Source organism: Salinibacterium sp. dk2585 (assembly GCF_008001035.1).
Lineage (GTDB): Bacteria > Actinomycetota > Actinomycetes > Actinomycetales > Microbacteriaceae > Homoserinimonas.
Genome location: NZ_CP042856.1, coordinates 2,136,373 through 2,158,304 on the forward strand (window position 1 = coordinate 2,136,373; position 21,932 = coordinate 2,158,304).

Annotated in this window: 25 protein-coding genes; 14 read left to right on the forward strand and 11 right to left on the reverse strand. The window is 68.4% G+C overall.

All coding sequences use genetic code 11. The features are described from left to right. Window positions 1-49: 49 nt before the first annotated feature. From FVA74_RS10000 to surE, 4 genes are all read left to right on the forward strand, one after another. Window positions 50-274 (forward strand): DUF3107 domain-containing protein, encoded by a 225-nt coding sequence (locus tag FVA74_RS10000; protein WP_147722057.1) that lies wholly within the window; start codon window positions 50-52, stop codon window positions 272-274. Between the two features lie 2 nt (window positions 275-276). After that, window positions 277-567: a hypothetical protein gene (locus FVA74_RS10005; RefSeq protein WP_147722059.1), complete on the forward strand. Its 291-nt coding sequence runs from the start codon at window positions 277-279 to the stop codon at window positions 565-567. 72 nt (window positions 568-639) lie between these two features. Next, entirely contained in the window at window positions 640-1,623 is a 984-nt protein-coding gene (locus tag FVA74_RS10010) for a 1-phosphofructokinase family hexose kinase (protein ID WP_147722061.1), read from the forward strand. 8 nt (window positions 1,624-1,631) lie between these two features. After that, window positions 1,632-2,375: a 5'/3'-nucleotidase SurE gene (gene surE, locus FVA74_RS10015; RefSeq protein ID WP_147722063.1), complete on the forward strand. Its 744-nt coding sequence runs from the start codon at window positions 1,632-1,634 to the stop codon at window positions 2,373-2,375. Between the two features lie 29 nt (window positions 2,376-2,404). Here surE and FVA74_RS10020 read toward each other — a convergent pair whose 3' ends face one another. The 3 genes from FVA74_RS10020 to FVA74_RS10030 form a co-directional block, all read right to left on the reverse strand. Beyond that, window positions 2,405-2,851, reverse strand: a complete 447-nt coding sequence (locus FVA74_RS10020) for a VanZ family protein (protein ID WP_147722065.1) — start codon at window positions 2,849-2,851, stop codon at window positions 2,405-2,407. A gap of 68 nt (window positions 2,852-2,919) precedes the next feature. Beyond that, complete coding sequence (locus FVA74_RS10025) at window positions 2,920-3,768, reverse strand: aldo/keto reductase (RefSeq protein ID WP_147722067.1); 849 nt, start codon at window positions 3,766-3,768, stop codon at window positions 2,920-2,922. Between the two features lie 47 nt (window positions 3,769-3,815). Beyond that, a complete protein-coding gene (locus tag FVA74_RS10030) occupies window positions 3,816-4,532 on the reverse strand; it encodes a ferritin-like fold-containing protein (RefSeq protein ID WP_240792359.1) in 717 nt (238 codons plus the stop codon). 248 nt (window positions 4,533-4,780) lie between these two features. Between FVA74_RS10030 and FVA74_RS10035 the strand changes: the two genes are divergently transcribed. Further along, window positions 4,781-6,184 (forward strand): DEAD/DEAH box helicase, encoded by a 1,404-nt coding sequence (locus FVA74_RS10035; protein ID WP_147723176.1) that lies wholly within the window; start codon window positions 4,781-4,783, stop codon window positions 6,182-6,184. 4 nt (window positions 6,185-6,188) lie between these two features. On the opposite strand, the gene FVA74_RS10040 is transcribed toward FVA74_RS10035, so the two are convergent. Further along, on the reverse strand, window positions 6,189-7,040 hold the full coding sequence (locus tag FVA74_RS10040; RefSeq protein WP_147722071.1) for a PHP domain-containing protein: 852 nt from the start codon (window positions 7,038-7,040) through the stop codon (window positions 6,189-6,191). Between the two features lie 36 nt (window positions 7,041-7,076). Here FVA74_RS10040 and FVA74_RS10045 point away from each other — a divergent pair, with 36 nt between their 5' ends. The 3 genes from FVA74_RS10045 to FVA74_RS10055 all read left to right on the forward strand — a co-directional run bounded on the left by FVA74_RS10045 (window position 7,077) and on the right by FVA74_RS10055 (window position 10,147). Next, entirely contained in the window at window positions 7,077-8,135 is a 1,059-nt protein-coding gene (locus FVA74_RS10045; protein ID WP_240792208.1) for an endonuclease/exonuclease/phosphatase family protein, read from the forward strand. Between the two features lie 205 nt (window positions 8,136-8,340). After that, window positions 8,341-8,532, forward strand: coding sequence for a hypothetical protein (locus FVA74_RS10050; protein WP_147722073.1), 192 nt, complete (start codon window positions 8,341-8,343; stop codon window positions 8,530-8,532). A gap of 64 nt (window positions 8,533-8,596) precedes the next feature. Next, window positions 8,597-10,147: an aminopeptidase P family protein gene (locus FVA74_RS10055; protein ID WP_147722075.1), complete on the forward strand. Its 1,551-nt coding sequence runs from the start codon at window positions 8,597-8,599 to the stop codon at window positions 10,145-10,147. Window positions 10,148-10,163: 16 nt separating this feature from the next. On the opposite strand, the gene FVA74_RS10060 is transcribed toward FVA74_RS10055, so the two are convergent. Then, the gene (locus FVA74_RS10060) at window positions 10,164-10,661 is read right to left on the reverse strand and encodes a general stress protein (protein WP_240792209.1); all 498 of its coding nucleotides are present in this window, start codon (window positions 10,659-10,661) and stop codon (window positions 10,164-10,166) included. Window positions 10,662-10,697: 36 nt separating this feature from the next. Here FVA74_RS10060 and FVA74_RS10065 point away from each other — a divergent pair, with 36 nt between their 5' ends. The 4 genes from FVA74_RS10065 (at window position 10,698) to FVA74_RS10080 (ending at window position 15,244) form a co-directional block, all read left to right on the forward strand. Next, entirely contained in the window at window positions 10,698-12,032 is a 1,335-nt protein-coding gene (locus tag FVA74_RS10065) for a magnesium transporter MgtE N-terminal domain-containing protein (protein ID WP_147722077.1), read from the forward strand. After that, window positions 12,016-12,522, forward strand: a complete 507-nt coding sequence (locus FVA74_RS10070) for a DUF1003 domain-containing protein (protein WP_147722079.1) — start codon at window positions 12,016-12,018, stop codon at window positions 12,520-12,522. The genes FVA74_RS10065 and FVA74_RS10070 overlap by 17 nt, the downstream gene beginning before the upstream one ends. After that, the gene (locus tag FVA74_RS10075; protein WP_147722081.1) at window positions 12,515-13,609 is read left to right on the forward strand and encodes a P-loop NTPase; all 1,095 of its coding nucleotides are present in this window, start codon (window positions 12,515-12,517) and stop codon (window positions 13,607-13,609) included. Before FVA74_RS10070 ends, FVA74_RS10075 begins: the two co-directional genes overlap by 8 nt. 84 nt (window positions 13,610-13,693) lie before the next feature. Next, a complete protein-coding gene (locus FVA74_RS10080; RefSeq protein ID WP_147722082.1) occupies window positions 13,694-15,244 on the forward strand; it encodes a succinic semialdehyde dehydrogenase in 1,551 nt (516 codons plus the stop codon). 144 nt (window positions 15,245-15,388) lie between these two features. On the opposite strand, the gene FVA74_RS10085 is transcribed toward FVA74_RS10080, so the two are convergent. Then, window positions 15,389-15,757, reverse strand: a complete 369-nt coding sequence (locus FVA74_RS10085; protein WP_147722084.1) for a sec-independent translocase — start codon at window positions 15,755-15,757, stop codon at window positions 15,389-15,391. Between the two features lie 84 nt (window positions 15,758-15,841). On the opposite strand from FVA74_RS10085, the gene FVA74_RS10090 reads away from it, so the two are divergent. Next, window positions 15,842-16,474, forward strand: coding sequence for an O-methyltransferase (locus tag FVA74_RS10090; RefSeq protein ID WP_147722086.1), 633 nt, complete (start codon window positions 15,842-15,844; stop codon window positions 16,472-16,474). 51 nt (window positions 16,475-16,525) lie between these two features. Here FVA74_RS10090 and FVA74_RS10095 read toward each other — a convergent pair whose 3' ends face one another. Next, entirely contained in the window at window positions 16,526-16,696 is a 171-nt protein-coding gene (locus tag FVA74_RS10095) for a DUF3117 domain-containing protein (protein ID WP_147722088.1), read from the reverse strand. Between the two features lie 78 nt (window positions 16,697-16,774). Then, entirely contained in the window at window positions 16,775-17,872 is a 1,098-nt protein-coding gene (dapE, locus tag FVA74_RS10100; RefSeq protein WP_147722090.1) for a succinyl-diaminopimelate desuccinylase, read from the reverse strand. A gap of 33 nt (window positions 17,873-17,905) precedes the next feature. On the opposite strand from dapE, the gene dapD reads away from it, so the two are divergent. Continuing rightward, entirely contained in the window at window positions 17,906-18,841 is a 936-nt protein-coding gene (gene dapD / locus FVA74_RS10105) for a 2,3,4,5-tetrahydropyridine-2,6-dicarboxylate N-succinyltransferase (RefSeq protein WP_147722092.1), read from the forward strand. Window positions 18,842-18,898: 57 nt separating this feature from the next. Here dapD and FVA74_RS10110 read toward each other — a convergent pair whose 3' ends face one another. The 3 genes from FVA74_RS10110 to FVA74_RS10120 all read right to left on the reverse strand — a co-directional run bounded on the left by FVA74_RS10110 (window position 18,899) and on the right by FVA74_RS10120 (window position 21,885). Further along, window positions 18,899-20,200, reverse strand: coding sequence for a citrate synthase (locus FVA74_RS10110; protein ID WP_147722094.1), 1,302 nt, complete (start codon window positions 20,198-20,200; stop codon window positions 18,899-18,901). 114 nt (window positions 20,201-20,314) lie between these two features. Beyond that, window positions 20,315-20,638 carry a ferredoxin gene (gene fdxA / locus FVA74_RS10115; RefSeq protein WP_147722096.1) on the reverse strand — a complete coding sequence of 108 codons (324 nt, stop codon included), beginning with the start codon at window positions 20,636-20,638 and terminating at the stop codon, window positions 20,315-20,317. Beyond that, window positions 20,635-21,885, reverse strand: a complete 1,251-nt coding sequence (locus tag FVA74_RS10120) for a PIG-L family deacetylase (protein WP_147722098.1) — start codon at window positions 21,883-21,885, stop codon at window positions 20,635-20,637. The genes fdxA and FVA74_RS10120 overlap by 4 nt, the downstream gene beginning before the upstream one ends. Window positions 21,886-21,932 lie beyond the last annotated feature (47 nt).

Consider the following 21,932-nt stretch of genomic DNA (forward strand, 5'->3'; position numbering starts at 1 on the left):
GTGGACGAACGCCGACTCGTCGCGGGGCGCCATGTCGTACTCTGGGCACGTGGAAATTCGAATCGGCATCATCAACAGCGCCCGCGAGATCAGCTTCGAGTCGAGCCAGTCCGCGGCGGACATCCAGGCAGTCGTGGCGCAGGCCCTCGACACCGACGCGAAGTACTTCAGCCTGAAGGACGACAAGGACAGCCTCTACGTCGTGCCGGTCGCTTCGCTCGGTTACCTCGAGATCGGTGCCGAGAACCCCCGCCGGGTGGGTTTCGTAGCGTGAACATGGAGATGCTGTTCGCCGTTCTCGGCGGACTCATCCTGTCGCTCGCGGTGCACTTCGCCCTGCCACGCCGCGAGCTTCGCGGCGCCGCACTCCTCGGTGCGGTCGGCACAGCGGTATCGGCAGTCGTCTGGAGCGCACTGACGTGGCTCGGCTGGCCATTCGACGGCGGCTGGATCTGGGTCGCCTCGATTGCGGCGGGGCCCATCGCCGCGCTCATCGTCGGCCTTGTGCTCCCGAAGCGCCGCATCGCGGCCGACGAGCAGCTCTTCCAAGAGCTCGCCAAGGGCTAGGCGCGCCACCACTCTCGAAGCCCTCGCTGCGCATCCAGCCACCTTCAAGGGAGCGGTCCTAGCGTCGCGGCCATGAGCCGCGTGGTGATCTTTGCCCCATCCCCTCTCCTCACTGTCACGGTCGAGAACCATGGCGCTGGCGACGAGTTGCACCTGCACGCGGGCGGCCAGGGCGTCTGGCAGGGGCGGATGCTGCGGCGCATGGGCGTCGATGTCACCATGTGCTGCGCCCTCATCGGCGAGAGCGGCACCGTGCTCGGCCCTCTCCTATCGGATGAGGGATTCACGGTCGAGGCCGTCGAGGTCGACGGCAATGGGGGCGGCTATGTGCACGACCGGCGTGGCGGCGAGCGCGAATCGGTCGTCGAGATCGACGGCTCCCCCCTCGACAGGCACACCCTCGACGAGCTGTACACCCTCACGCTCCGCGAGGCGCTCGGCGCTGACGCCGTCATCCTGAGCGGCCCGGCCGGCGATGAGACGCTCCCCGCAGAGGTCTACCGGCGGCTGGCCGCAGACCTCGGTGCCGCCGGCTGCACGGTCATCGTCGACCTCGCCGGCGAGCGACTCTCGGCGGCCCTGGAGGGGGGTGTCGAGGTCGTCAAGGTGAGCGATGAGGAATTGGTCGCTGATGGGCGCGCGAGCAAGGCCGACGACGACAGCATCATGGCGGGAATGCGCGCCATGGCGCAGGGGGGTGCCCGCTCCGTCATCGTCAGCCGCTCCCCCGAGCCGATCCTCGTGCTCCAGGACGGCACATTCCACGAGGTGCACATGCCCGAGTTCGAGGCGGCCGATACGCGCGGCGCGGGCGATTCCCTCACGGCCGGCGTGACGGCGGCCATCGCGCGTGGCGAGTCGCTCCTTGATGCCGTGCGCCTCGGCGCCGCGGCGGGGGCCCTCAACGTGACCCGCCACGGGCTGGGCACGGGAGACGCCGAGGCGATCGAGAAGCTGCGCACCCTCGCTGAGGTACGGGCCACCCAGGAGCCGACGACGGATACCGCGACCACCACGACACCGGGAGACCTGGCCGCACGGGCCAAGGAGGAGTGAAGACCGCAATGACAACGGCACTCATCACGAACGACGACGGAATCGATTCCCCCGGCCTGCACAGGCTTGCCCGCATGGCGATCGAGTCGGGGCTCGACGTCGTCATCGCGGGCCCCTCCGAGCAGTCGAGCGGCAGCAGCGCGTCGATCCTGGGCGCGAATGCCGACGGGCGCGTGCCGTACTCCCGGCACGAGCTGGAGGGCTTCGACATCCCCGTCTTCGCTGTCGACGCCGCGCCTGCTCTCATCTCACTCATCGCCGCCCACGGCGCCTTCGGCTTCGTGCCCGACATCGTCTTCTCGGGCGTCAATCGCGGCGCAAACGTCGGGCACGCGATCCTCCACTCCGGCACGGTGGGCGCGGCCCTCACGGCGGGGGTTAACGGCGCGCGAGGCCTTGCCGTTTCGCTTGACGTCGGCATGGATCCGGATGCCTGCCTGTGGGATGCTGCCGCGCCCCACGTCTCCCACCTCGTGCCGCTCCTGCTCGCGCAGCAACCGGGCACGGTCTTCAACCTCAATGTGCCGAATGTCGACACGAAGACCGAGCTGCGGGAGGGCCCCCTCGCCGCCTTCGGTATCGTGCAGACGCTCACCGCGGTCGGGGGCGACGACGACGTGCGCCTCGAGGTCTCCGACACTCCGGCCGACCAGGAGGAGGGCTCCGATGCGGCACTCCTGCGAGCGGGCTACGCAACCGTGACGAATATCACGGGCGTGCGCGAGGCATCCGTTGCCGTCCTTGCCAACTGAACGCTCGAGCAGCGGCGGACGCGGAGCGTTCACGCGTGGAGCGCGCGAGCATTCCTTCGGATGGCGACGGCTTTCGGCCACGTGATTACGAGCGCGAAGAAGACGCCGATGACGGCGCCGAGGGAGTTGGAGGCCAGGTCGCGCGGGTCGGCGACCCGCTCGGGAAGCGTGACCTGGATCGCCTCGATGCCGACCGTGAGCGCGACGGCGAGGACGATGGCGACCCACCAGAGCCGCCGACCGAGCAGCAACACGAACATGAGCCCGAGGGGCACGAACATGAGCACGTTCGCCGTGAATTCGACGCCGCTGTAGGAGACCCAGTCGGTCGCCTCATGCCGCTGCAGCCACCGGATGACGCGCAGCAGCAGGCCGCGCCCTTCGTCGTCGAGCGGTTGCGGCCCCAGCGTGATCCACGCGACGACGGCGAGGTAGCCGAAGGTCGCGAGGCTCAGGATTGGATGGCGCCGCAGCATCCGTCAATCATGGTGGACGACGTCTGTGAGCGCGCCGCCCACGCGCCGGGAGGAGGCTGAGCCTGCCCCTAGAACTCCTCGTGTGTGTCAGGGTCGCCATCCCAGAGTCGGCCGGCCTCCAGGGCGCTGATCGCGGCGACCTGCTCGTCGTCGAGTTCGAAGCCGAAGACGTCGAGATTCTCGCGCTGTCGCTCGGCATCCCCCGACTTCGGCAGTGGGATGGCACCGAGTTGCACGTGCCAGCGCAGCACAACCTGCGTCGGGGTCACGCCGAGCGCCTCAGCAATCTCCACGATGGCGGGCTCGGTCGCGAAGTCCGCGTGCCGGGAGCCGAGCGGACTCCAGCTCTGCGTGACGATGCCATGCTCCCTGTGGAAGTGGCGAAGTGGTTCCTGCGAGAAGCGCGGATGCAACTCCACCTGGTTGACGGCGGGCGTCACCCCGGTCTCCTCGATGAGTCGCGTGAGGTGCTGCGGCGTGAAGTTACTCACCCCGATCGAACGAGCGAGGCCGCGCTCGCGAAGCTCGATGAAGCCGCGCCATGCATCGACGTAGCGATCCACCTTCGGCAGCGGCCAGTGGATCAGGTAGAGGTCGACATAGTCGAGCCCGAGGTTGCCGAGCGACTCCTCGAGGCTCGCGATCGCCTCGTCGAAGCCGTGGTGACGCCCGGGCAGCTTGGTCGTGACGAAGAGCTCGTCCCGCGAGACGGGCTGCTCGAGCCCTGCGGCCGCACGCACCGCCTCGCCCACCTCGCGCTCGTTGCCGTAATTGAGCGCCGTGTCGAGCATCCGGTAGCCCGATGCGACGGCGGCGGTCATGGCGGCGATGCCATCGTCGCCCGTGAGCTTGTAGGTGCCGAGGCCGAGGGCGGGGATGTCGCGCCCGTCGTTCAGAGTGATCGTGGGGGTGGTCATTCCCCCAGTCTGCCCCGGGAGGCGTGCGCCGGGTAGGGCGCGAAGGCTCAGGCAGTGAGCCCGAGCGCGTCCATGCGGCGCGTGTGTGCCGCGATGAGTTCCGTGAAGACGGGCTCGAGCCGTGCCTCGTCTGGCGCAACCCGGCCGGGCACGGCGAGGGATGACCGCGCGACGAGCAGGGTATCGCCAACAAGACGCCGGCCCCACAGCGCCAGGCGCGACGCGAGCACGGGCTCAGCGTCGATCGCGTTGCGCAGCTGCTCGACGATGATCTGGCTGGGGTCGTTGGAGAGCACCGCCTGGATGCGCTCGCGAGGAGCGGGAGGCAGGCCGTCGGCGAGCGCCAGGAAGAAGTCGGTCAGCATGCTGGCGGTGATGTAGCTCGTCACGACGGTCTCGTGCCAGTCGCTGCTGCGCGTGCGCTCACGGAATGATTCGACAGGGGCGGCGAAGTACTCCATGAGCTCTTCCGGACGGTCTCCGCCTCGTTCGATCTCCGCGAGGAGACCCTCAAGCTTCGAGAGCGACACGCGGGCGACCCGCGTGAGCGCGACCTTGTCGCGCGTCGTGGGCGAGTGCGCGATGGCGCCGGAAACGACCTCGAAGTTCGACAGCTGCAGCGACGCCGCCTGGCCCAGATACCGCGGCAGGTCGGGGGTGAGCTCGGCAAGACTGACCCTGTTGACGGCCTGGTCAGACGACGAGCGCCGCTGCCTGAGCTTGGGCGCGTGAACCGGGCGGGGTCGGCGGCCGAAGAGGGACATCACGCATAAAGACTAGCGTCGAGGGGCTTATCAGACGCGCATCCCCTAAACTGGGTGGCAATGCCTCCCGCTTCTGGTGGAGGCTCCTTACGCCCCAGGTCAAGAGCGGGCGTACGCACGCTTCGGAACAGGGCACACTCATCGTGACTTCAGAACAGATCAACCCCGACACGGATTCAATCGAGATCGACGCAACGGCGGCTCCCGTCGCAGAGCAGACCTTCGCTGACCTCGGCATCGAGCAGGACATGGTCGACGCGCTCGCGTCGAAGGGCATCACTTCGCCCTTCCCCATCCAGACCCAGACGATTCCCATGGGTCTCGGCGGCCAGGACATCATCGGCCAGGCGAAGACAGGCACGGGCAAGACCCTCGGCTTCGGCCTCCCCCTCCTGCAGTCGCTCGGCACCAATCCCGAGCCCGGCGTCAAGGCGCTCGTCGTCGTGCCAACCCGCGAGCTCTGCGTGCAGGTCGCGGAAGACCTGACGCTTGCCGCATCCAACCGCTCCACGCAGGTTGCCGCGATCTACGGCGGCAAGGCCTACGAGGGCCAGATCGAGCAGCTGAAGGCGGGCGCACAGGTCGTCGTGGGCACCCCCGGTCGCCTGCTCGACCTCGCGAGCCAGCGCATGCTCTCGCTCAAGGACGTCAAGGTCATGGTGCTCGACGAGGCCGACAAGATGCTCGACCTCGGCTTCCTCTCCGACATCGAGAAGCTGTTCTCGCAGACCAACCCCACACGTCACACGATGCTTTTCTCCGCGACGATGCCCGGCCCCATCGTGGCCCTCGCGCGTCGCTTCATGAACAAGCCGATCCACATCCGCGCGACCGACCCTGACGAGGGTCTCACGCAGGCGAATATCAAGCACGTCGTCTACCGCGCCCACAGCCTCGACAAGGACGAAGTGATCGCGCGCATCCTGCAGGCGGAGGGCCGCGGCAAGACCGTCATCTTCACGCGCACCAAGCGTGCCGCCGCGAAGCTCGTCGAGGAGCTCAACGAGCGCGGCTTCAACGCCGCCGCCGTGCATGGCGACCTCAACCAGGACCAGCGTGAGCGCGCCATGGCCGCGTTCAAGGCCGGCAAGAAGGACATCCTGATCGCAACGGATGTCGCGGCACGCGGCATCGACGTCAATGACGTCACGCACGTCATCAACCACACGGTGCCCGACGACCACGACACTTACCTGCACCGTGCGGGCCGCACGGGCCGCGCAGGCAAGACCGGTATCGCGGTCACCTTCGTGGACTGGGACGACCTGCACAAGTGGGCGCTCATCAACCGCGCGCTCGAGATGGGCATCGATGAGCCCGTCGAGACCTACTCCTCCTCGCCGCACCTCTTCAGCGACCTCGACATCCCCGAGGGCACCAAGGGTCGTCTCGCGAGCGCTGGTCCCGTGCGGGCGCGCGAACCGCGCACCGGTGCCTCGGGCGCCTCAGGCTCCAGCCGCAGTGGCTCCGGACGGCCTGTGCGCGAGCGTGGCGCCGCAGACGGTCGCCGTCGCCAACAAGGCCGCAGCGAGGCCGAGGGTGCCGCGAAGCCCGAGGGCGCGGGCACGCACGATGGCGGCGAGCCGCGTCGTCGGCGTCGCCGCACCCGCCGCCCCAGCACGGGCGCGGGCAGCACGCCGCCCACCGCCTGAGCCGCTAGGGGAGGAACGGCGCCGAGCCGGTGCCTTGCGCAATGATCCGCTCGAGCACGGCCTCCTGGGTCGTGAACTCTGCGAGGCGGTTCGGCTTGCCAAAGCCGTGGTAGTCACTCGAGCCGGTCATGACGAGCTCGTAGCGTTCGGCGAGGCGCCGCAGCATCCGCTTTCCTGACTCGGTGTTCTCGCGGTGCCCCACCTCGAGCCCGAGCAGGCCCGCCTCGACCAGGCGTGCGAGGGTGTCCTCGTCGACGACGGCATCCCGACCTTCGGTTGCCGGGTGGGCGAGCACTGGCACACCCCCTGCAGCCCGGATGAGCCGCACGGCCGTGACAGGGTCGGGCGCGTAGTGCGGCCTCGTGTAGCCGTGCCGTGGGTGCAGGATCGACTCGAATGCTTCGCTGCGGGTCGCCGCATGCCCCTTCGCGACGAGAGCATCGGCGATGTGGGGCCGTCCGACGGTCGCGCCCTGCTGCGTGTGCTCGAGCACGTCGTCCCAGCTGAGGCTGTAGTCGACCGAGAGTCTGTGCACGATGCTCTCGGCGCGGGTGAGCCGGGACGCGCGGATGCGAGCCGTCTCCGCGACGATCGCGGCATCCGTCGGGTCGAAGAGGTAGGCGAGCACGTGCACTGAGCGCCATTCGAGGCGCGTGCTGAGTTCCATGCCGGGGATGACGGTGAGCGAGGTGCCGGCTGCCGCCAGCCGCGCCTCCTCCCACCCGGCGGTGGAGTCGTGGTCGGTGATGGCGATCGCGTCGAGGCCTGCCTCGATCGCCGCCTCGACGAGCATCGTTGGGGTGTCTGTGCCGTCCGAGACGCTGCTGTGCGTGTGCAGGTCGATGACGCGGGCCATGCCGCCACTCTATTCGCGTGGGCCAAGTAGTGTTGCATGGCCATGTTCCGTCGACTCATCGCCGCCCTCGTGATCGGAGGGACGGCCGTACTCCTGCTGGTCATGGCTTGGCCACAACTGTTCGGGGCGCAGCGTCTCGGCGGGGTCGTGCAGCTCGTGTCGTTGCGGGGGCTCGCGATCGCCGTCGCCCTCGCGCTCGTCGTCGTGCTGCTCCTGCTCGCACTCTTCATCCGCGGCTTCCGCCCGCTGGCAGCGTCGCTCACGGTGCTCCTCCTCGCATTTTCCGCCGTCAGCGGAGCCGTGCTCGGTACTCGCGGCTTCGGGCCCGGCGACTCGATCGACCCCGCGCAGCGCGCCGCCGACGCCGTGACCGTCATGGCTTGGAACACTCTCGGGCCCGCGACGGAGGCAGCGAATGTCGCATCCCTCGCCCTCGAGGTCGAGGCTGATGTCGTCGTGCTGCCCGAGACGCGGGAGGAGGAGGCGATCGAGGCCGCCCTGCTCATGCGCGAGGCGGGCCAGCCGATGTGGGTGCTCACGAGCGCCTACGACCGAATCTCCCCCGCCCGTTCGACCTCGATGCTCGTGAGCGTCAGCCTGGGCGAGTACCGCTTCGAAGCGGATGCCCGCACGACCTCCGTCCTCCCGACGCTCGTGGCGACGCCCGTCGACGGCGAGGGCCCGACCCTCGTCGCGGTGCACGCGGTCGCCCCCGTCCAGGGCCAGATGGACAACTGGCGCAGCGACCTCGAACTCCTGGCGGAACTGTGCTCTGGTGACGACGTCATCATGGCCGGTGACTTCAACTCGACGATCGACCACTTCTCCGGGCTCGGCTCTCGGGAACCCGGCGCACAGGCCGACCCCCGCGCCGCTGGGGCACGGCTCGGCGACTGCACGGATGCCGCAGCGCTGGCCGGTGCCGGAGCGGTCGGCACCTGGCCGACCTCGGTTCCCGCGCCGCTCGGCGCGCCCATCGACCACGTCATGGCGACTGACGCATGGCACGTCGATGGCTTCAGGGTGATCGACGACCGGGATGCCACGGGCAGCGACCACAGGCCGGTCGTCGCCGTGCTCAGCCCTGCCGCCTGAGCGACGGCATCCGCGTCCGTTCTCGAGGTCACGATTTGATATCCGACTTGCGAGAGGGAGCGTTCTGTATTTATATAGAGAATGCGTTCTACAGAGTACCCGTTCTACAGAATGGGCGTTCTGCAGAATGGACTCTCTCGTCCACACGCATCCCAAATACACCGTCGGGCACGCCAGCCTGATGCCAACCAGCGAAGGAACAGGCATGCACGACACGATCGTCACCCCAGCAGTTCTCCCGCAGCGCCAGACCGCCGTCGCGCCCTACCCCGTCGAGTCCGAAGACCACGTCTCGCTCGCGATGGCTCCGATCTCCTCACTATTCGGGCCCCTCGTTCCGCGCAACGCGCACCGCCAGCCCGCGCGCACTCGGAAGACCTACCGCGCCGTCGCCTAAGCAGGCTGGCCTCTGGGCCGCATCTCCCAGCCCGCTTTCCCTCCCCCAGTGGGAGAATGGCTGGATGGACGCGCACGCCACTGAGACGACCGACACAACCGGCACCGAGACGACGAGCACCGCAACGCCCGACGTGACCCCCGAGGGCACAGCGCCGCGAGCAACGGCCAACCGTTCGACGACGCCGAGTTCCTCCACCTTCACCGACTACGTCACGTCGCAGTGGGCGGAGCGCGAGGGGACCACGCCCAGTGCCCGCGAGGTCGCCGAGCACGCGGCCCGCCGCCGGGCAGCGATCTCGACGCTGCACCAAGGACGGCGACTCATCATTCCGGCCGGCGCAGCCAAGGTGCGCTCCAACGACACCGACTACCCCTACCGCGCCCACTCCGCCTTCGCGCACCTCACCGGCTGGGGCGCCGACAGCGAGCCCGGCGCCGTGCTCGTGCTCGAACCGACGGGCGAGACCCACGAGGCAACCCTCTATTTCCGTGAGCGCGCGGGGCGTGACTCCGACGAGTTCTACGCGAACCCCGAGATCGGCGAGTTCTGGATCGGGCCGCGCCCCTCGCTGCGTCAGGTCTCCGCTGACCTCGCGATTGCGACGGAGCACCTCGCCGAGTTCGACGCCGTCGTCGCGACGAGTGACGCATCCACCCTCGTCGTTCGGGATGCCGACGGCGCCGTCACGCGTCGCGTCGACGAGACCCGCACGACCCTCTCCCCCGAGGACGAGTCGTGGCGAGAGGCGGATGACGCCCTCGCGCGCGACCTCTCAGAACTGCGGCTCGTGAAGGATGCCTGGGAGGTGCAGCAAATGCGCCTCGCCGTCGCCGCGACCGCCCGCGGCTTCGACGACGTCATCGCCGACCGCGGCGAGATCGTCGCCCATCCCCGGGGCGAGCGCCTCGTCGAGGGCACCTTCAACCGGCGCGCCCGCGCCGACGGCAACACGGTCGGCTACGACACGATCGCCGCGAGCGGCCCGCACGCCTGCATCCTGCACTGGACGCGCAACGATGGTGCCGTGCGCGAGGGTGACCTCATCCTCCTCGACGCTGGCATCGAACTCGAGAGTTACTACACGGCAGATATCACCCGCACGCTGCCCGTCAGCGGCACCTTCACGCCCGTGCAGCGTCGCGTCTACGACGCCGTGCTCGAAGCAGCGGATGCCGCCTTCGCGATCGTGCGCCCTGGCATCCGGTTCAGGGAGATTCACGCTGAGGCCATGCGCGTCATCGCGGAGAAGACGGCCGAGTGGGGCCTGCTCCCCGTCAGCGCCAAGGAGTCACTCGAGGCCGACAAGCAGTACCACCGCCGCTACATGGTGCACGGCACGAGCCATCACCTGGGGATGGACGTGCACGACTGCGCGAAAGCCCGTCGCGAGCTCTACCTCGACGGTGTGCTTGAGGAGGGCATGGTCTTCACGATCGAGCCCGGGCTCTACTTCCAGCCCGACGACCTCACAGTGCCAGAGGAATACCGCGGCATCGGCGTGCGCATCGAAGACGACATCCTCGTGACGGCGGATGGAGCTGAGAACCTCAGCGTCGGCATCCCGCGCACGGCAGACGACGTCGAGCAGTGGATGCGTCGCGCGGCCGACTGATCGCGGGCTCCCCGAGCTACTCCTGCGGTTCGGGCTGCGCGAGCAGTTCCTGCGCGCGGAGGGCGAGCGAGGGGTCGACCACGATCTGGTAGTTCGACGCGAGGACCTGGTGCGTCGAGGTGAAGTCGCGTCGGCTGCGGTTCATGGCGTAGGAGACGATGCCGAAGATCATGCCGAAGCCGGCACCGATGAGGAGCGCCGCGCCCACGAAGGCGATCGCTCCGGGGTTGTCGGAGAAGAGGAACATGATGAGGCCGAAGAAGAGGCCAAACCATGCGCCGCTCGCCGCTCCGGCACCCGCGGCGCGGCCGTAGGTCAGCTTGCCGGTGACCCGCTCGACGGTCTTGAGGTCGTTGCCCACGATCGCGAGCTGCTTAACCGGGAACTCGCGTTTTGCGAGCCGATCGACAACCCCCTGCGCCTCCGGGTAGGTCTCGTAGGTGCCGAGGATCTCGCCACGGGGAAGACTCGGCGTCAGGGCGTCGCGACGCGAGAACGGGGATGGGCTGGTCACAGGCTCATTCTTCCACGCGGCGGCTAGGGTTAAGCCGTGAGCCCCACACGAGTCTTCGTTGCGCGCCTGACCGGGTGCTCAGTCTTCGACCCCGCGGGTGACAAGGTCGGCCGCGTGCGCGATGTGCTCGTCGTCTACCGGGCCACCCAGTCCCCCCGCGTCGTCGGTTTCATCGTAGAAGTTCCCGGACGCCGACGAGTGTTTCTCTCGGTCGGTCGCATCACCAGCATCAGCTCGGGGCAGATCATCACGACCGGGCTGATCAACCTGCGCCGCTTCGAGCAGCGTGGTGGCGAGGTGCGGGTCATCGCCGAGATGCTGGGCCGCCGCGTCACCCTCGTGAACGGCCGCGGCACGGCCACGATCGAGGATGTCGCGATCGAGGAGACCGGGCCCGGCGAGTGGCAGGTCAGCGAACTCTTCCTGCGCCTGCCCAAGACGAGCGCCTCGCCCTTCGCCAAGGGCCCCACGCACTTCGCATCGTGGGACGAGGTGCGCGAGAACACCGACGACGGCGAGGCGCAGTCGGCGACGCATCTGCTCGCAACCTACGAGGACATGCTCCCCGCCGACCTTGCGAGTGCCCTGCTCGACCTGCCAGAACAGCGGATGCTGGAGGTCGCGGGTGAGCTGAGCGACGACCGCCTGGCCGACGTGCTCGAGGAGATGCCCGAGGAGCGCCAGGTCGAGATCCTCGACAAGCTCGAGGATCGCCGCGCTGCCGACGTGCTCGACCAGATGCAGCCAGATGACGCGGCCGACCTCATCGCGCAACTCAGCGAGGAGCGCAGTGAAGTGCTGCTCGACCTCATGCAGCCCGATGGCGCCGACGATGTGCGCATGCTGCTCAACTACGAGCCCGACACGGCCGGTGGTCTCATGACAACCGACCCCATCATCGTCTCGTCTGAAGCGACTGTCGCAGAGGGCCTCGCCCTCATCCGCCGTCACGAACTCGCGCCAGCACTCGGCGCCGCGATCTGCGTGACCCTGCCGCCCTACGAGACCCCAACGGGGCGCTTCCTCGGCATGGTGCATTTCCAGCGGATGCTCCGCTACCCACCCGGCGAGCGCCTCGGCACGCTCATCGACCAGAAGCTCGAGCCCGTGCACGTCGACGCCTCCGCGGCGGAGGTCGCGCGCATCCTCGCGAGCTATGACCTCGTCTCGGTGCCCATCGTCGACGACACCCACCGGCTCGTCGGCATCGTCACGATCGACGACGTGCTCGACTACCTGCTGCCCGATGACTGGCGAAGTCACGATGAGGACGACGATTTCTCGCCGCCCACCCTCGACACCCGACCCCAGCCCGTGATCACGACCGCCGCTCCCCCAGGAAGGAGGCGCCCGAATGGCAAGGCACGATGACGGCGACCTCCATGAGCCGAAGAACCTGAAGCAGTCCCGGCTGCCCCGCTTCGGGCGCGGCCAGGACCGCATGGGGCGCTTCTCCGAGGCGTTCGCCCGTTCGATGGGAACCCCCTGGTTCCTCGTCGGCATGACGGTGTTCTGCGCCGTCTGGATCACCTACAACACGCTCGCGCCCGAGGAACTGCAGTTCGACCCCCGCGCGCTCAACTACACGCTGCTCACGCTCATCCTGTCGCTGCAGGCGAGCTACGCGGCGCCCATGATCCTGCTTGCACAGAATCGTCAGGACGACCGCGACCGCGTGCAGATCGAGCAGGACCGCCAGCGCGCCGAGCGCAACCTCAACGACACCGAGTACCTCGCACGCGAGGTCGTGGCCCTTCGCCTTGCGATGAAGGATGTCGCGACCAAGGACTTCATCCGCGCCGAACTGCGCTCCATGCTCGACGAGCTCGACCGCGAGAAGAGCGAACCCCGGAATGACTGAGGCGGCCGTCCGCGCCGCCCTCGCCCGGGTGATCGACCCAGAGATCCGGCGCCCCATCACGGAGCTCGACATGGTGGGCGACGTGCACGTCGACGACGCCAGGGCATCCGTCACCATCAAGCTGACGATCGTCGGATGCCCCGCGGCCGACCGCATCGAACGCGACGTACGCGAGGCGGTCGCGACGGCGGGCATCGACGAGCTCGACCTCACGATCACGGTCATGACCCCCGAGGAGCGCCGTGCCCTCACCGAGCGCCTGCAGGGTGGCCGCACCCGCACGATGCCGTTCACGCGCGAGAGCCTCACGCGCGTCATCGCGGTCACGAGCGGCAAGGGTGGCGTGGGCAAGTCGACCGTCACGGCGAACCTCGCGGTCGCCCTCGCGGCGCGCGGCCTGAGCGTGGGACTCGTCGACGCTGACGTATTCGGCTTCTCCATTCCCGCGATCCTCGGCATCCCCGACGCGAAACCGACCCGCGTGGGCGAGATGATCCTGCCCCCCGTTTCGCACGGCGTGAAGGTCATCTCCATCGGCATGTTCGTCGAGGGGCAGGCAGCCGTCTCGTGGCGGGGGCCCATGCTGCACCGCACCATCCAGCAGTTCCTGACCGACGTCTACTTCGGCGACCTCGACGTGCTCCTGCTCGACCTGCCGCCGGGCACGGGCGACGTCGCGATCTCGGTCGGCCAGCTCCTTCCCCACGCCGAGGTGCTCGTCGTCACGACTCCCCAGGCGGCCGCCGCGGAGGTCGCGGAGCGCAGCGGCATCGCCGCCCGGCAGACGGGCCAACACGTCATCGGCATCGTCGAGAACATGGCGGGCCTCGTGCAGCCCGACGGCAGCATCCTCGAGCTCTTCGGCTCTGGCGGCGGCGACGAGCTGTCCCGACGCCTCGAGGTGCCCGTGCTCGCCCGCATCCCGCTGAGTGTTCCCCTGCGTGAGGGCGGCGATGAGGGCCGCCCGGTCGTGCTGTCGATGCCGACGGATGCCGCGGCATCCGCCATCTCGCACCTGGCCGAGCAGCTCGCCCGCCGCGGTCGCGGGCTCGCCGGCCGAAGCCTCGGGGTCTCGCCAGCGGGGTGAGAAGTGCGCGTATCGACACCGTCCCCCAGGGTTTCGATACGGCCTGGCGGGCCCACTCAACCCACCCCCGCCTAGGATGGCGGAATGGCAGGCTCACAGCTCACCCCGGAGGTCATCGCCGACCTCGTCCCCGACCTCACGGCAACATCGGGCGGCACCGCCGACGTCATGGCGCCCTTCACAGGGGAGGTGCTGCACGCGCTTCCCCTCAGCACGGTCGACGACGTGCGCGACGCGGCCGAGCGGGCCCGGCTCGCGCAGCTCGCCTGGCAACACGCGGGCTTCGCGCACCGCCGACGGGTGCTCCTGAAGGCGCACGACCTGCTGCTCGAGCGGCGCCAGCTCCTCCTCGACGCGGTGCAGAGCGAGACGGGCAAGACCCGCGGCCAGGCCTTCGAGGAGGTCTTCCAGGCCGCCAACGTCACGCGCTACTACGCCCTGACGGCGCAGCGTGTGCTGCGACCGGAGTCGCGTCGTTCGGCCATTCCCGTCGTCATCACGACGCGCGTCGACGTGCGGCCGAAGGGTGTCGTGGGCGTCATCACGCCGTGGAACTTCCCGCTCAGCCTCTCGATCATGGACGTCATCCCCGCCCTTGCCGCAGGCAACGGCGTCGTGCAGAAGGCCGACAACCAGGGTGCCCTCAGCGTGCTCGCCTCGCGCCGCGCCTTCATCGACGCGGGTGTGCCAGCCGAACTCTGGCAGGTCGTCACGGGCCCGGGTGCCGAGATCGGCACGGCCGTGACGGATGTCGCAGACTACGTGTGCTTCACGGGGTCGACCGCGACGGGGCGCACGGTCGCGAAGCGCGCCGCCGAACGGCTCGTGGGCGTCTCACTCGAGTTGGGCGGCAAGAACCCGCTCCTCGTGCTCGATGACATCAACCCCGAGAAGGCCGCTGCAGACGCCGCGTATGCCTGCTTCTCGTCGATGGGGCAGCTGTGTGTCTCGATCGAGCGCATCATCGTGCACAGTGCCATCGCCGACGACTTCATCGACGCCTTCGTGCGCCGCGTCGAGGCCCTCAGCATCGGGCCCGCCTACGACTACACGACGGATGCCGGTTCCCTGACGTTGCCGTCACAGCTCGAGACCGTGCAGCGCCACGTCGACGACGCACTCGCGAAGGGCGCGACCCTCCTCACCGGCGGGCGGGCCCTGCCGCACCTCGGCCCGCTCTTCTACGCCCCGACCGTGCTGACGGATGTCACGCCCGAGATGGAGTGCCACAGCAACGAGACCTTCGGTCCCCTCGTGAGCATCAGCATCGTCGACAGCGAGGAGGAGGCGATCGTCGCGGCGAATGACACGAGCTACGGCCTCAATGCGTCGATCCTGAGTGGAAGCATCCGTCGTGCCCGTCGCGTGGCCAGCGCACTCGAGAGCGGCAGCGTCAACATCAACGAGGGCTACCGCGCGGCCTTCTCCGCGATCGACGCGCCCATGGGCGGCGCAAAGGAGTCGGGGCTGGGCCGCCGCAACGGGCCGGAGGGGCTGCTTCGTTTCGTCGAGCAGCGCACGGTATCGGCCAACACGGGCATCATGTCGCTGCCGCGCACGGCTGAGGAGTTCACGCCGCTCGTTGGCGTCATGGTGACGCTTCTCGTGGCACTGCGCACGCTCCGCCTCCGCTGACTCCAGCTCTCCCAACTCAGGAGTCGCTGACCCTGCCGACCGGCCCGAACAGACACTCCTGAATACGGAAAGGGCGCTTTCCCAACTCAGGAGTCGCTGACCCTGCCGACCGGCCCGAACAGACACTCCTGAATACGGAAAGCGCTAGGTGGCCTCGGAGTCGAAGGGGACGGCTTCGCCTGATTCCGCGAGCTGGGCGCGCCGAGCGGCGGCGGACTCGACCGGGCGCGCGCGCGTCGGCGGCTTGACGACCGGCTCGGGCTCCTCGATGAGGGCCTCACGGATGATGCGGCGCGGGTCATACTGCCGCGGATCGAGTTTCTGCCAGTCCACGTCGTCGAACTCGGGCCCCATCTCCTCGCGCAGGCGGTCCTTGGCGCCGTTCGCCATGTCGCGCAGGGAACGCACGAGGCGCGCAAGCTTGGCGGAGTACTCGGGCAGGCGCTCGGGGCCGAGCACGAACACGGCGATCAGCCCGATGAGGAGCAGCTTCTCGAACGTGAGCCCAAACACTCGTTCAGACTAACGTGATCGGCCGAGGCGGAGCCGTATCCTTGGAGGAGCCCCACTTCGCAACCCGGGGCAGGGAGCCCCCACGTGTCTGACAAAGATTCCAACTGGCGTTTCGTCGAGGAACTCATTACTGAGCCCAACGAGATCGCGCAGGCCCGCCAGCATTCCCTCGAGCTGGGTGTCGAACCAATCGCACCGGCGGTGGGCGCGCAGGTGTCCCTCATCGCGGCAGCATCCGGTGCCAGGAACATGATCGAGATCGGCACGGGACTCGGGGTGAGCGGCCTCTGGCTGCTGCGCGGCGCCCCGGATGCGACCCTCACCTCCATCGACATCGAATCGGACTACCAGCAGGCCGCCCGCAAGGCCTTTGTCGCGGCGGGCACGCCGAGCAGCCGCGCGCGCCTAATCACAGGCCGCGCCCGCGACGTGCTTCCCCGCATGAACGAACAGTCCTACGACGTCGTGCTGGTCGATGCGGATGCCGCATCCGTTATCGAGTACGTCGAGCACGGCCTGCGGCTCGTGCGCCCGGGCGGCACCGTCCTCGTGCCTCACGCCCTCTGGCGCGACAAGGTTGCCGACCCGACCAAGCGGGACGACACGACGGCCGGTTTCCGCGCCCTCATCATGGAGACGGCCGACTCGACGGCAGTGCTGAGTGCCCTGTCTCCAGCGGGAGACGGACTGCTGCAGCTGACCCGATTGCGAGACTGACGCTCGGGGTCGTCGCCTCTCGGCGCGAGGTGCAGTGTTGGCGCGGTGCCGTTAGGCGCTGACGACGCCGGCGAGGGCGTCGTGGAGTTCTTTTGCTTCCGCGTCGTTGACCGAGACGACGAGGCGCCCGCCGCCCTCGAGGGGCACGCGCACGATGATGAGACGACCCTCCTTAACAGCCTCCATTGGTCCGTCTCCGGTCCTCGGTTTCATGGCCGCCATTGGGTCCCCTTTCGTGGATGTCTCTCCATTATTCCGTACGGGGGCGTCATAAGTGAAAACGGCGGGGCGAGGGGAGCCCTACTCGCCCGACAACCAGCGGCGCAGCCCGGCCTCACAGTCGACGATCTGCTGCACGGGAACCCGCTCATCATCGGCGTGCGCCTTGAGGGGGTCGCCCGGCCCGTAGTTCACGGCAGGTACACCAAGCGCGGAGAAGCGCGCGACATCCGTCCAGCCGTACTTCGGATGCGCCGTGGCGCCCACTGCCGCCAGGAACTCGCGCGACAGGGGCGAGTCGAGCCCGGGGCGCGCCCCCTCGGCGCGGTCCACGACGGTGACGTCGAAGCCGTGGAACACCTCGCGCAGGTGCGCCTCTGCCTCGTCTGCCGAACGGCTCGGGGCGAAGCGGTAGTTGACGTGCACCATGCACTCGTCGGGGATGACGTTGCCCGCGATGCCGCCCGAGATGCCGACGGCGCTCAGGCCCTCGCGATAGACGAGTCCCTCGACCTCGATCTCGCGCGCCTTGTACTCCACGAGGCGCTGGAGGATGGGGGTCGCCGCGTGGATGGCGTTGTCTCCGACCCAGGGCCGGGCCGAATGGGCGCGGAGCCCGAAAGTGCGCACCTCGACGCGCATGTTGCCGTTGCATCCGCCCTCGACCTCGGAACGGGTCGGCTCGCCGAGGATCGCGAAGTCGCCCTTGAGGAGTTCCGGACGCGTGCGGGCGAGGCGGTTCAGGCCGTTCATGTCGTCGGAGACCTCTTCGTGGTCATACCAGATCCACGTGATGTCGACAGGCGGCTCGGTGAGCTCGGCGGCGAGCTTGAGCTGCACCGCGACCCCCGCCTTCATGTCGACCGTGCCACGGCCCCACAGGTACTCGACGCCATCGATCGTCTCGAAACGTGTCGGCACGTTGTTGTTGATCGGCACGGTGTCGATGTGCCCGGCGATCACGACCCGGCGGTCGCGACCCAGCTGCGTGCGCGCGATGACGGCATCGCCATCGCGGATGACCTCAAGGTGCGTGCAGGGGGCCAGGGCGGCGACGATGGCATCGGCGACGGCGGCCTCGTCACCCGACACCGAGGGGATGTCGCAGAGCCTCCTGGTGATCTCGACCGAGGTCGCGGAGAGGTCGAGCGCGGGAGTGGTCAGGCTGCTGGTCGACATGGCCCCAGCCTAATCGCCGATACTCTGGAGGGCATGACTTCACCTGCCTGGGGCTACGGCCTCGCCACCATCTCGGCCGACGGCACCGTGCTCGACACGTGGTTTCCCACCCCCGAACTCGGCATCCGTCCCGCTCATGTCGACCCCCACATCGCGCCCACCGAGTTCGAGGAGCTCGCGCGTGCCGATGAGCGTCGCAACGTGCGCCTCGAGTTCGTGACGGTCGAGATTGACCTCGACGAGGCGCCCACGTCGACGCCCGACGCCTACCTCCGCCTGCACCTGCTGAGCCACCTGTTGGTCGCGCCCAACAGCGTCAACCTCGACGGCATCTTCGGCAAGCTGCCCAACGTCGCATGGACCAACGCGGGGCCCGTGCAGCTCAATGACTTCACCCGCCTGCGTCCCTCCCTGCAGCGCCACGGCATCGTCGCGCACAGCATCGACAAGTTCCCGCGCCTCGTCGACTACGTCACGCCCGCCGGCGTGCGCATCGCGGATGCCGACCGGGTGCGCCTCGGAGCCCACCTCTCCCCCGGCACGACCGTCATGCACGAGGGTTTCGTCAACTTCAACGCCGGCACGCTCGGCGCCTCCATGGTCGAGGGACGCATCTCGCAGGGCGTCATCGTCGGCGACGGTACCGACATCGGCGGTGGCGCCTCCATCATGGGCACGCTGAGTGGCGGCGGCACGGAACGCATCACGGTCGGCCAGCGGGCCCTTCTGGGCGCGAACTCGGGCATCGGCATCTCCATCGGCGACGACTGCGTCGTCGAGGCCGGGCTCTACGTCACGGCAGGCACCAAGGTGACCGTCATCGACGACTCGGGCGAGCGCACGGCGAAGGCGGCCGAGCTCAGCGGCGTGCCGAACCTGCTCTTCCGCCGCAACTCCGTCTCGGGCGCCGTCGAGGTGCTCGCACGCACCGGCAAGGGCATCGAGCTCAACGCGGCGCTGCACGCCTAGCCGAGAACCACGAAGAAACGCCCCGACGATGTCGGGGCGTTTCTTCGTGGTGCGAACTCAGCGCTCGGTCGGCCACTCGCGGGCCGGCTCGCCCACGTAGAGCTGCTGCGGGCGACCGATCTTGGTCTTGGGGTCGTTGTTCGCCTCGCGCCAGTGGGCGATCCAGCCAGGCAGGCGGCCGATCGCGAACAGCACCGTGAACATCCGCGTGGGGAAGCCCATGGCCTTGTAGATGACGCCCGTGTAGAAGTCGACGTTGGGGTAGAGCTTGCGCTCGATGAAGTAGTCATCGGCGAGCGCGACGCCCTCGAGCTCCATCGCGATGTCGAGCAGGTCATCCTTGATGCCGAGGGCTTCCAGCACCTCGTGGGCGCTCTCCTTGACGAGGCGCGCCCGCGGGTCGAAGTTCTTGTAGACGCGGTGGCCGAAGCCCATGAGACGGATGCCGTCTTCTTTGTTCTTGACCCGCTCGACGAACTTCTCGACGCTCTGGCCGGAGTCCTTGATCTGGTTGAGCATCGTGAGCACGGCCTCGTTGGCACCGCCATGGAGGGGGCCGTAGAGCGCGTTGATGCCGGCGGAGACGGAGGCGAAGAGATTCGCCTCGGTGGAACCGACGAGACGCACGGTCGACGTCGAGGCGTTCTGCTCGTGGTCCTCGTGCAGGATCAGGAGGCGCTCGAGCGCCGTCGCAAGCACGGGGTTGACCTCGTAGTCCTCGGCCATGTTGCCGAAGTTCATCTTGAGGAAGTTCTCGACGAAGCTCAGGGAGTTGTCGGGATACAGGAATGCCTGCCCGATCGCCTTCTTGTGCGCGTAGGCAGCGATCGTCGGCAGCTTGGCGAGGAGGCGGATGGTCGAGATCTCGACCTGCTCCGGGTCGTGCACGTCGAGCGAGTCCTCGTAGTACGTCGACAGCGCGGAAACGGCCGAGGAGAGCACCGACATGGGGTGCGCGTTGTGCGGGAGGGCATCAAAGAAGCGCTTGAGGTCTTCGTGGAGGAGCGTGTGGCGACGAACCTTCTCTTCGAACTCCTCGATTTCAGAAGCGGTCGGGAGGTTGCCGTACATGAGCAACCATGCGACCTCGAGGTAGGTGGAGTTCTTCGCAACATCCTCGATCGCGTAGCCCCGGTAGCGCAGGATGCCCGCATCGCCATCGATGTAGGTGATGGCGCTCTTCGTGGAGGCAGTGTTCACGAAGCCTTGATCAAGGGTCGTGTATCCCGTCTGCTTGGTCAGCGTCGAGATATCGATGCTGTGAGCACCCTCGACACTGGCGAGGATGGGGAATTCGGCGGAGCCTCCGGGATAGTGGAGCGTGGCCTTCTCGGCGTTGGTGATGGCAGCGTCGTTCACACCTACAGCCTAGAGTGCACTTCGAGGCACCGTTGAACTGTCTAAAGGAAAATCCGGATGCTTGGGGAGATTCTCCAAAGCATCCGGATCTCGGGGTGCGTGTCTTCGCTGGGCTCAGGCCGGCGACTGCGGGGGCAGTGCCGCCACGATCGGGTGGTCCTTCTGGATCACGCCGACCTTCGCCGCGCCGCCCGGGGAGCCGATGTCGTCGAAGAACTCGACGTTGGCCTTGTAGTAGTCCGCCCACTGCTCGGGGGTGTCGTCTTCGTAGTAGATCGCCTCGACAGGGCACACGGGCTCGCAGGCACCGCAGTCGACGCACTCGTCGGGGTGGATGTAGAGCATCCGGTCGCCCTCGTAGATGCAGTCGACGGGGCATTCGTCGACGCACGCGCGGTCCTTGACATCGACGCACGGTAGAGCGATGACATACGTCACAGCGACGATCCCTCCTGTCTGGGCTGAACTCCCATCCTATCCCCGCCCCGCGTGGGAAGCTTCGGCCACGCGAGTACGACGACGGAGATCAGCAGGGGCGCGTAGGCCCAGACGAAGCCCTCCACGTTGCCGGGCACAAGCACCGAGCCGCCCGGTCCCTGCTGCGAGAGCAGGGCCGTTGCGCCCGCGACGCCGACCGCCGTGCTGAGGGCGATGAGCCGGCTCTCGAAGACGAGCCGCATGCCGACGAGCAGCGCACCAACGACGAGGAGGCTGACGATGAGGCCGATCGGGATCGTGACCTCGCCCAGCGTCACGCGGTGCTGGTGGTTAATCGTGAGCAGCACCCCGATGAGCAGGCCGATGATGAGGGAGACGAGCGAGGAGGCGACGCGGCTCGTGCGGGTCTCCGGTTCGGGGTCGCCGGACTCGGGCGCGCCTGCCGCGGCGTCGACCAACCGGAGGCCCTCCATGGTCGCGACGGGCCGAACGCGGCCGTTCGAGAGCGCGAAGCTCACCGGCTCACCCTCGCGCTCGATCACGGTCACCTGCGTGGCGTGCGCCCGGAGTGCATCGACCTTCGCATCGAGCACGGGCGTCACGTCGAGGAGCATGACATCGTCGGGGGCATCGTGCGCTTCGGGGTCGCTCACCCAGCGTTCGAGCTGCGCGCTGTCTTCGACCACCTCGAGGAACCCGACCCCGGCCCTGCCCGCGGCCTCACGGGTGGCACGGTGCGCGAGCACGTGATCCGGATGCCCGTAGCCGCCGCGCTCGTCATAGCTCACGACAGAGGTGGCCCCCGTGGAGTTGATCGCGGCGACCATGTCGGCGACGACCTCTTCGAAGTCGGCGAGGCAGAGGCATCCGGGGCTCGCATCGGGCACCAGGTGGGGCAGGCCATCGGGGCCCTCGACCATGCCGGAGTCCTCGTAGCGGCGCTCGGGAAGGCCTTCCGCCCGCGCGCCCGCGGCGCCGAGGTAGAGGTGGCGCGGAACGCCGAGCGCGCGCAGGGCGTCGGCAAGCTCGCCCTCACGGTGGGCGGCGAGGGCCGGCCCGTCACCCTCGAGGTGCACGAGTTCCGGCGGGATGACCTCGCCCCGCTCGCCTCGCGTGCAGGTCAGGACCGAGACTTCCACACCCTGCTGCGCGAGCGTCGCTATTGACCCGCCCGTCGAGATCGTCTCGTCGTCGGGGTGGGCGTGCACGAACAGCACGCCCTCGTGCGGCAGGCCTGAGGACTTCACCCCTACAGACTAGGCTCCGCCGCGCGGTCTCCCGCGCGGCGGAGCTG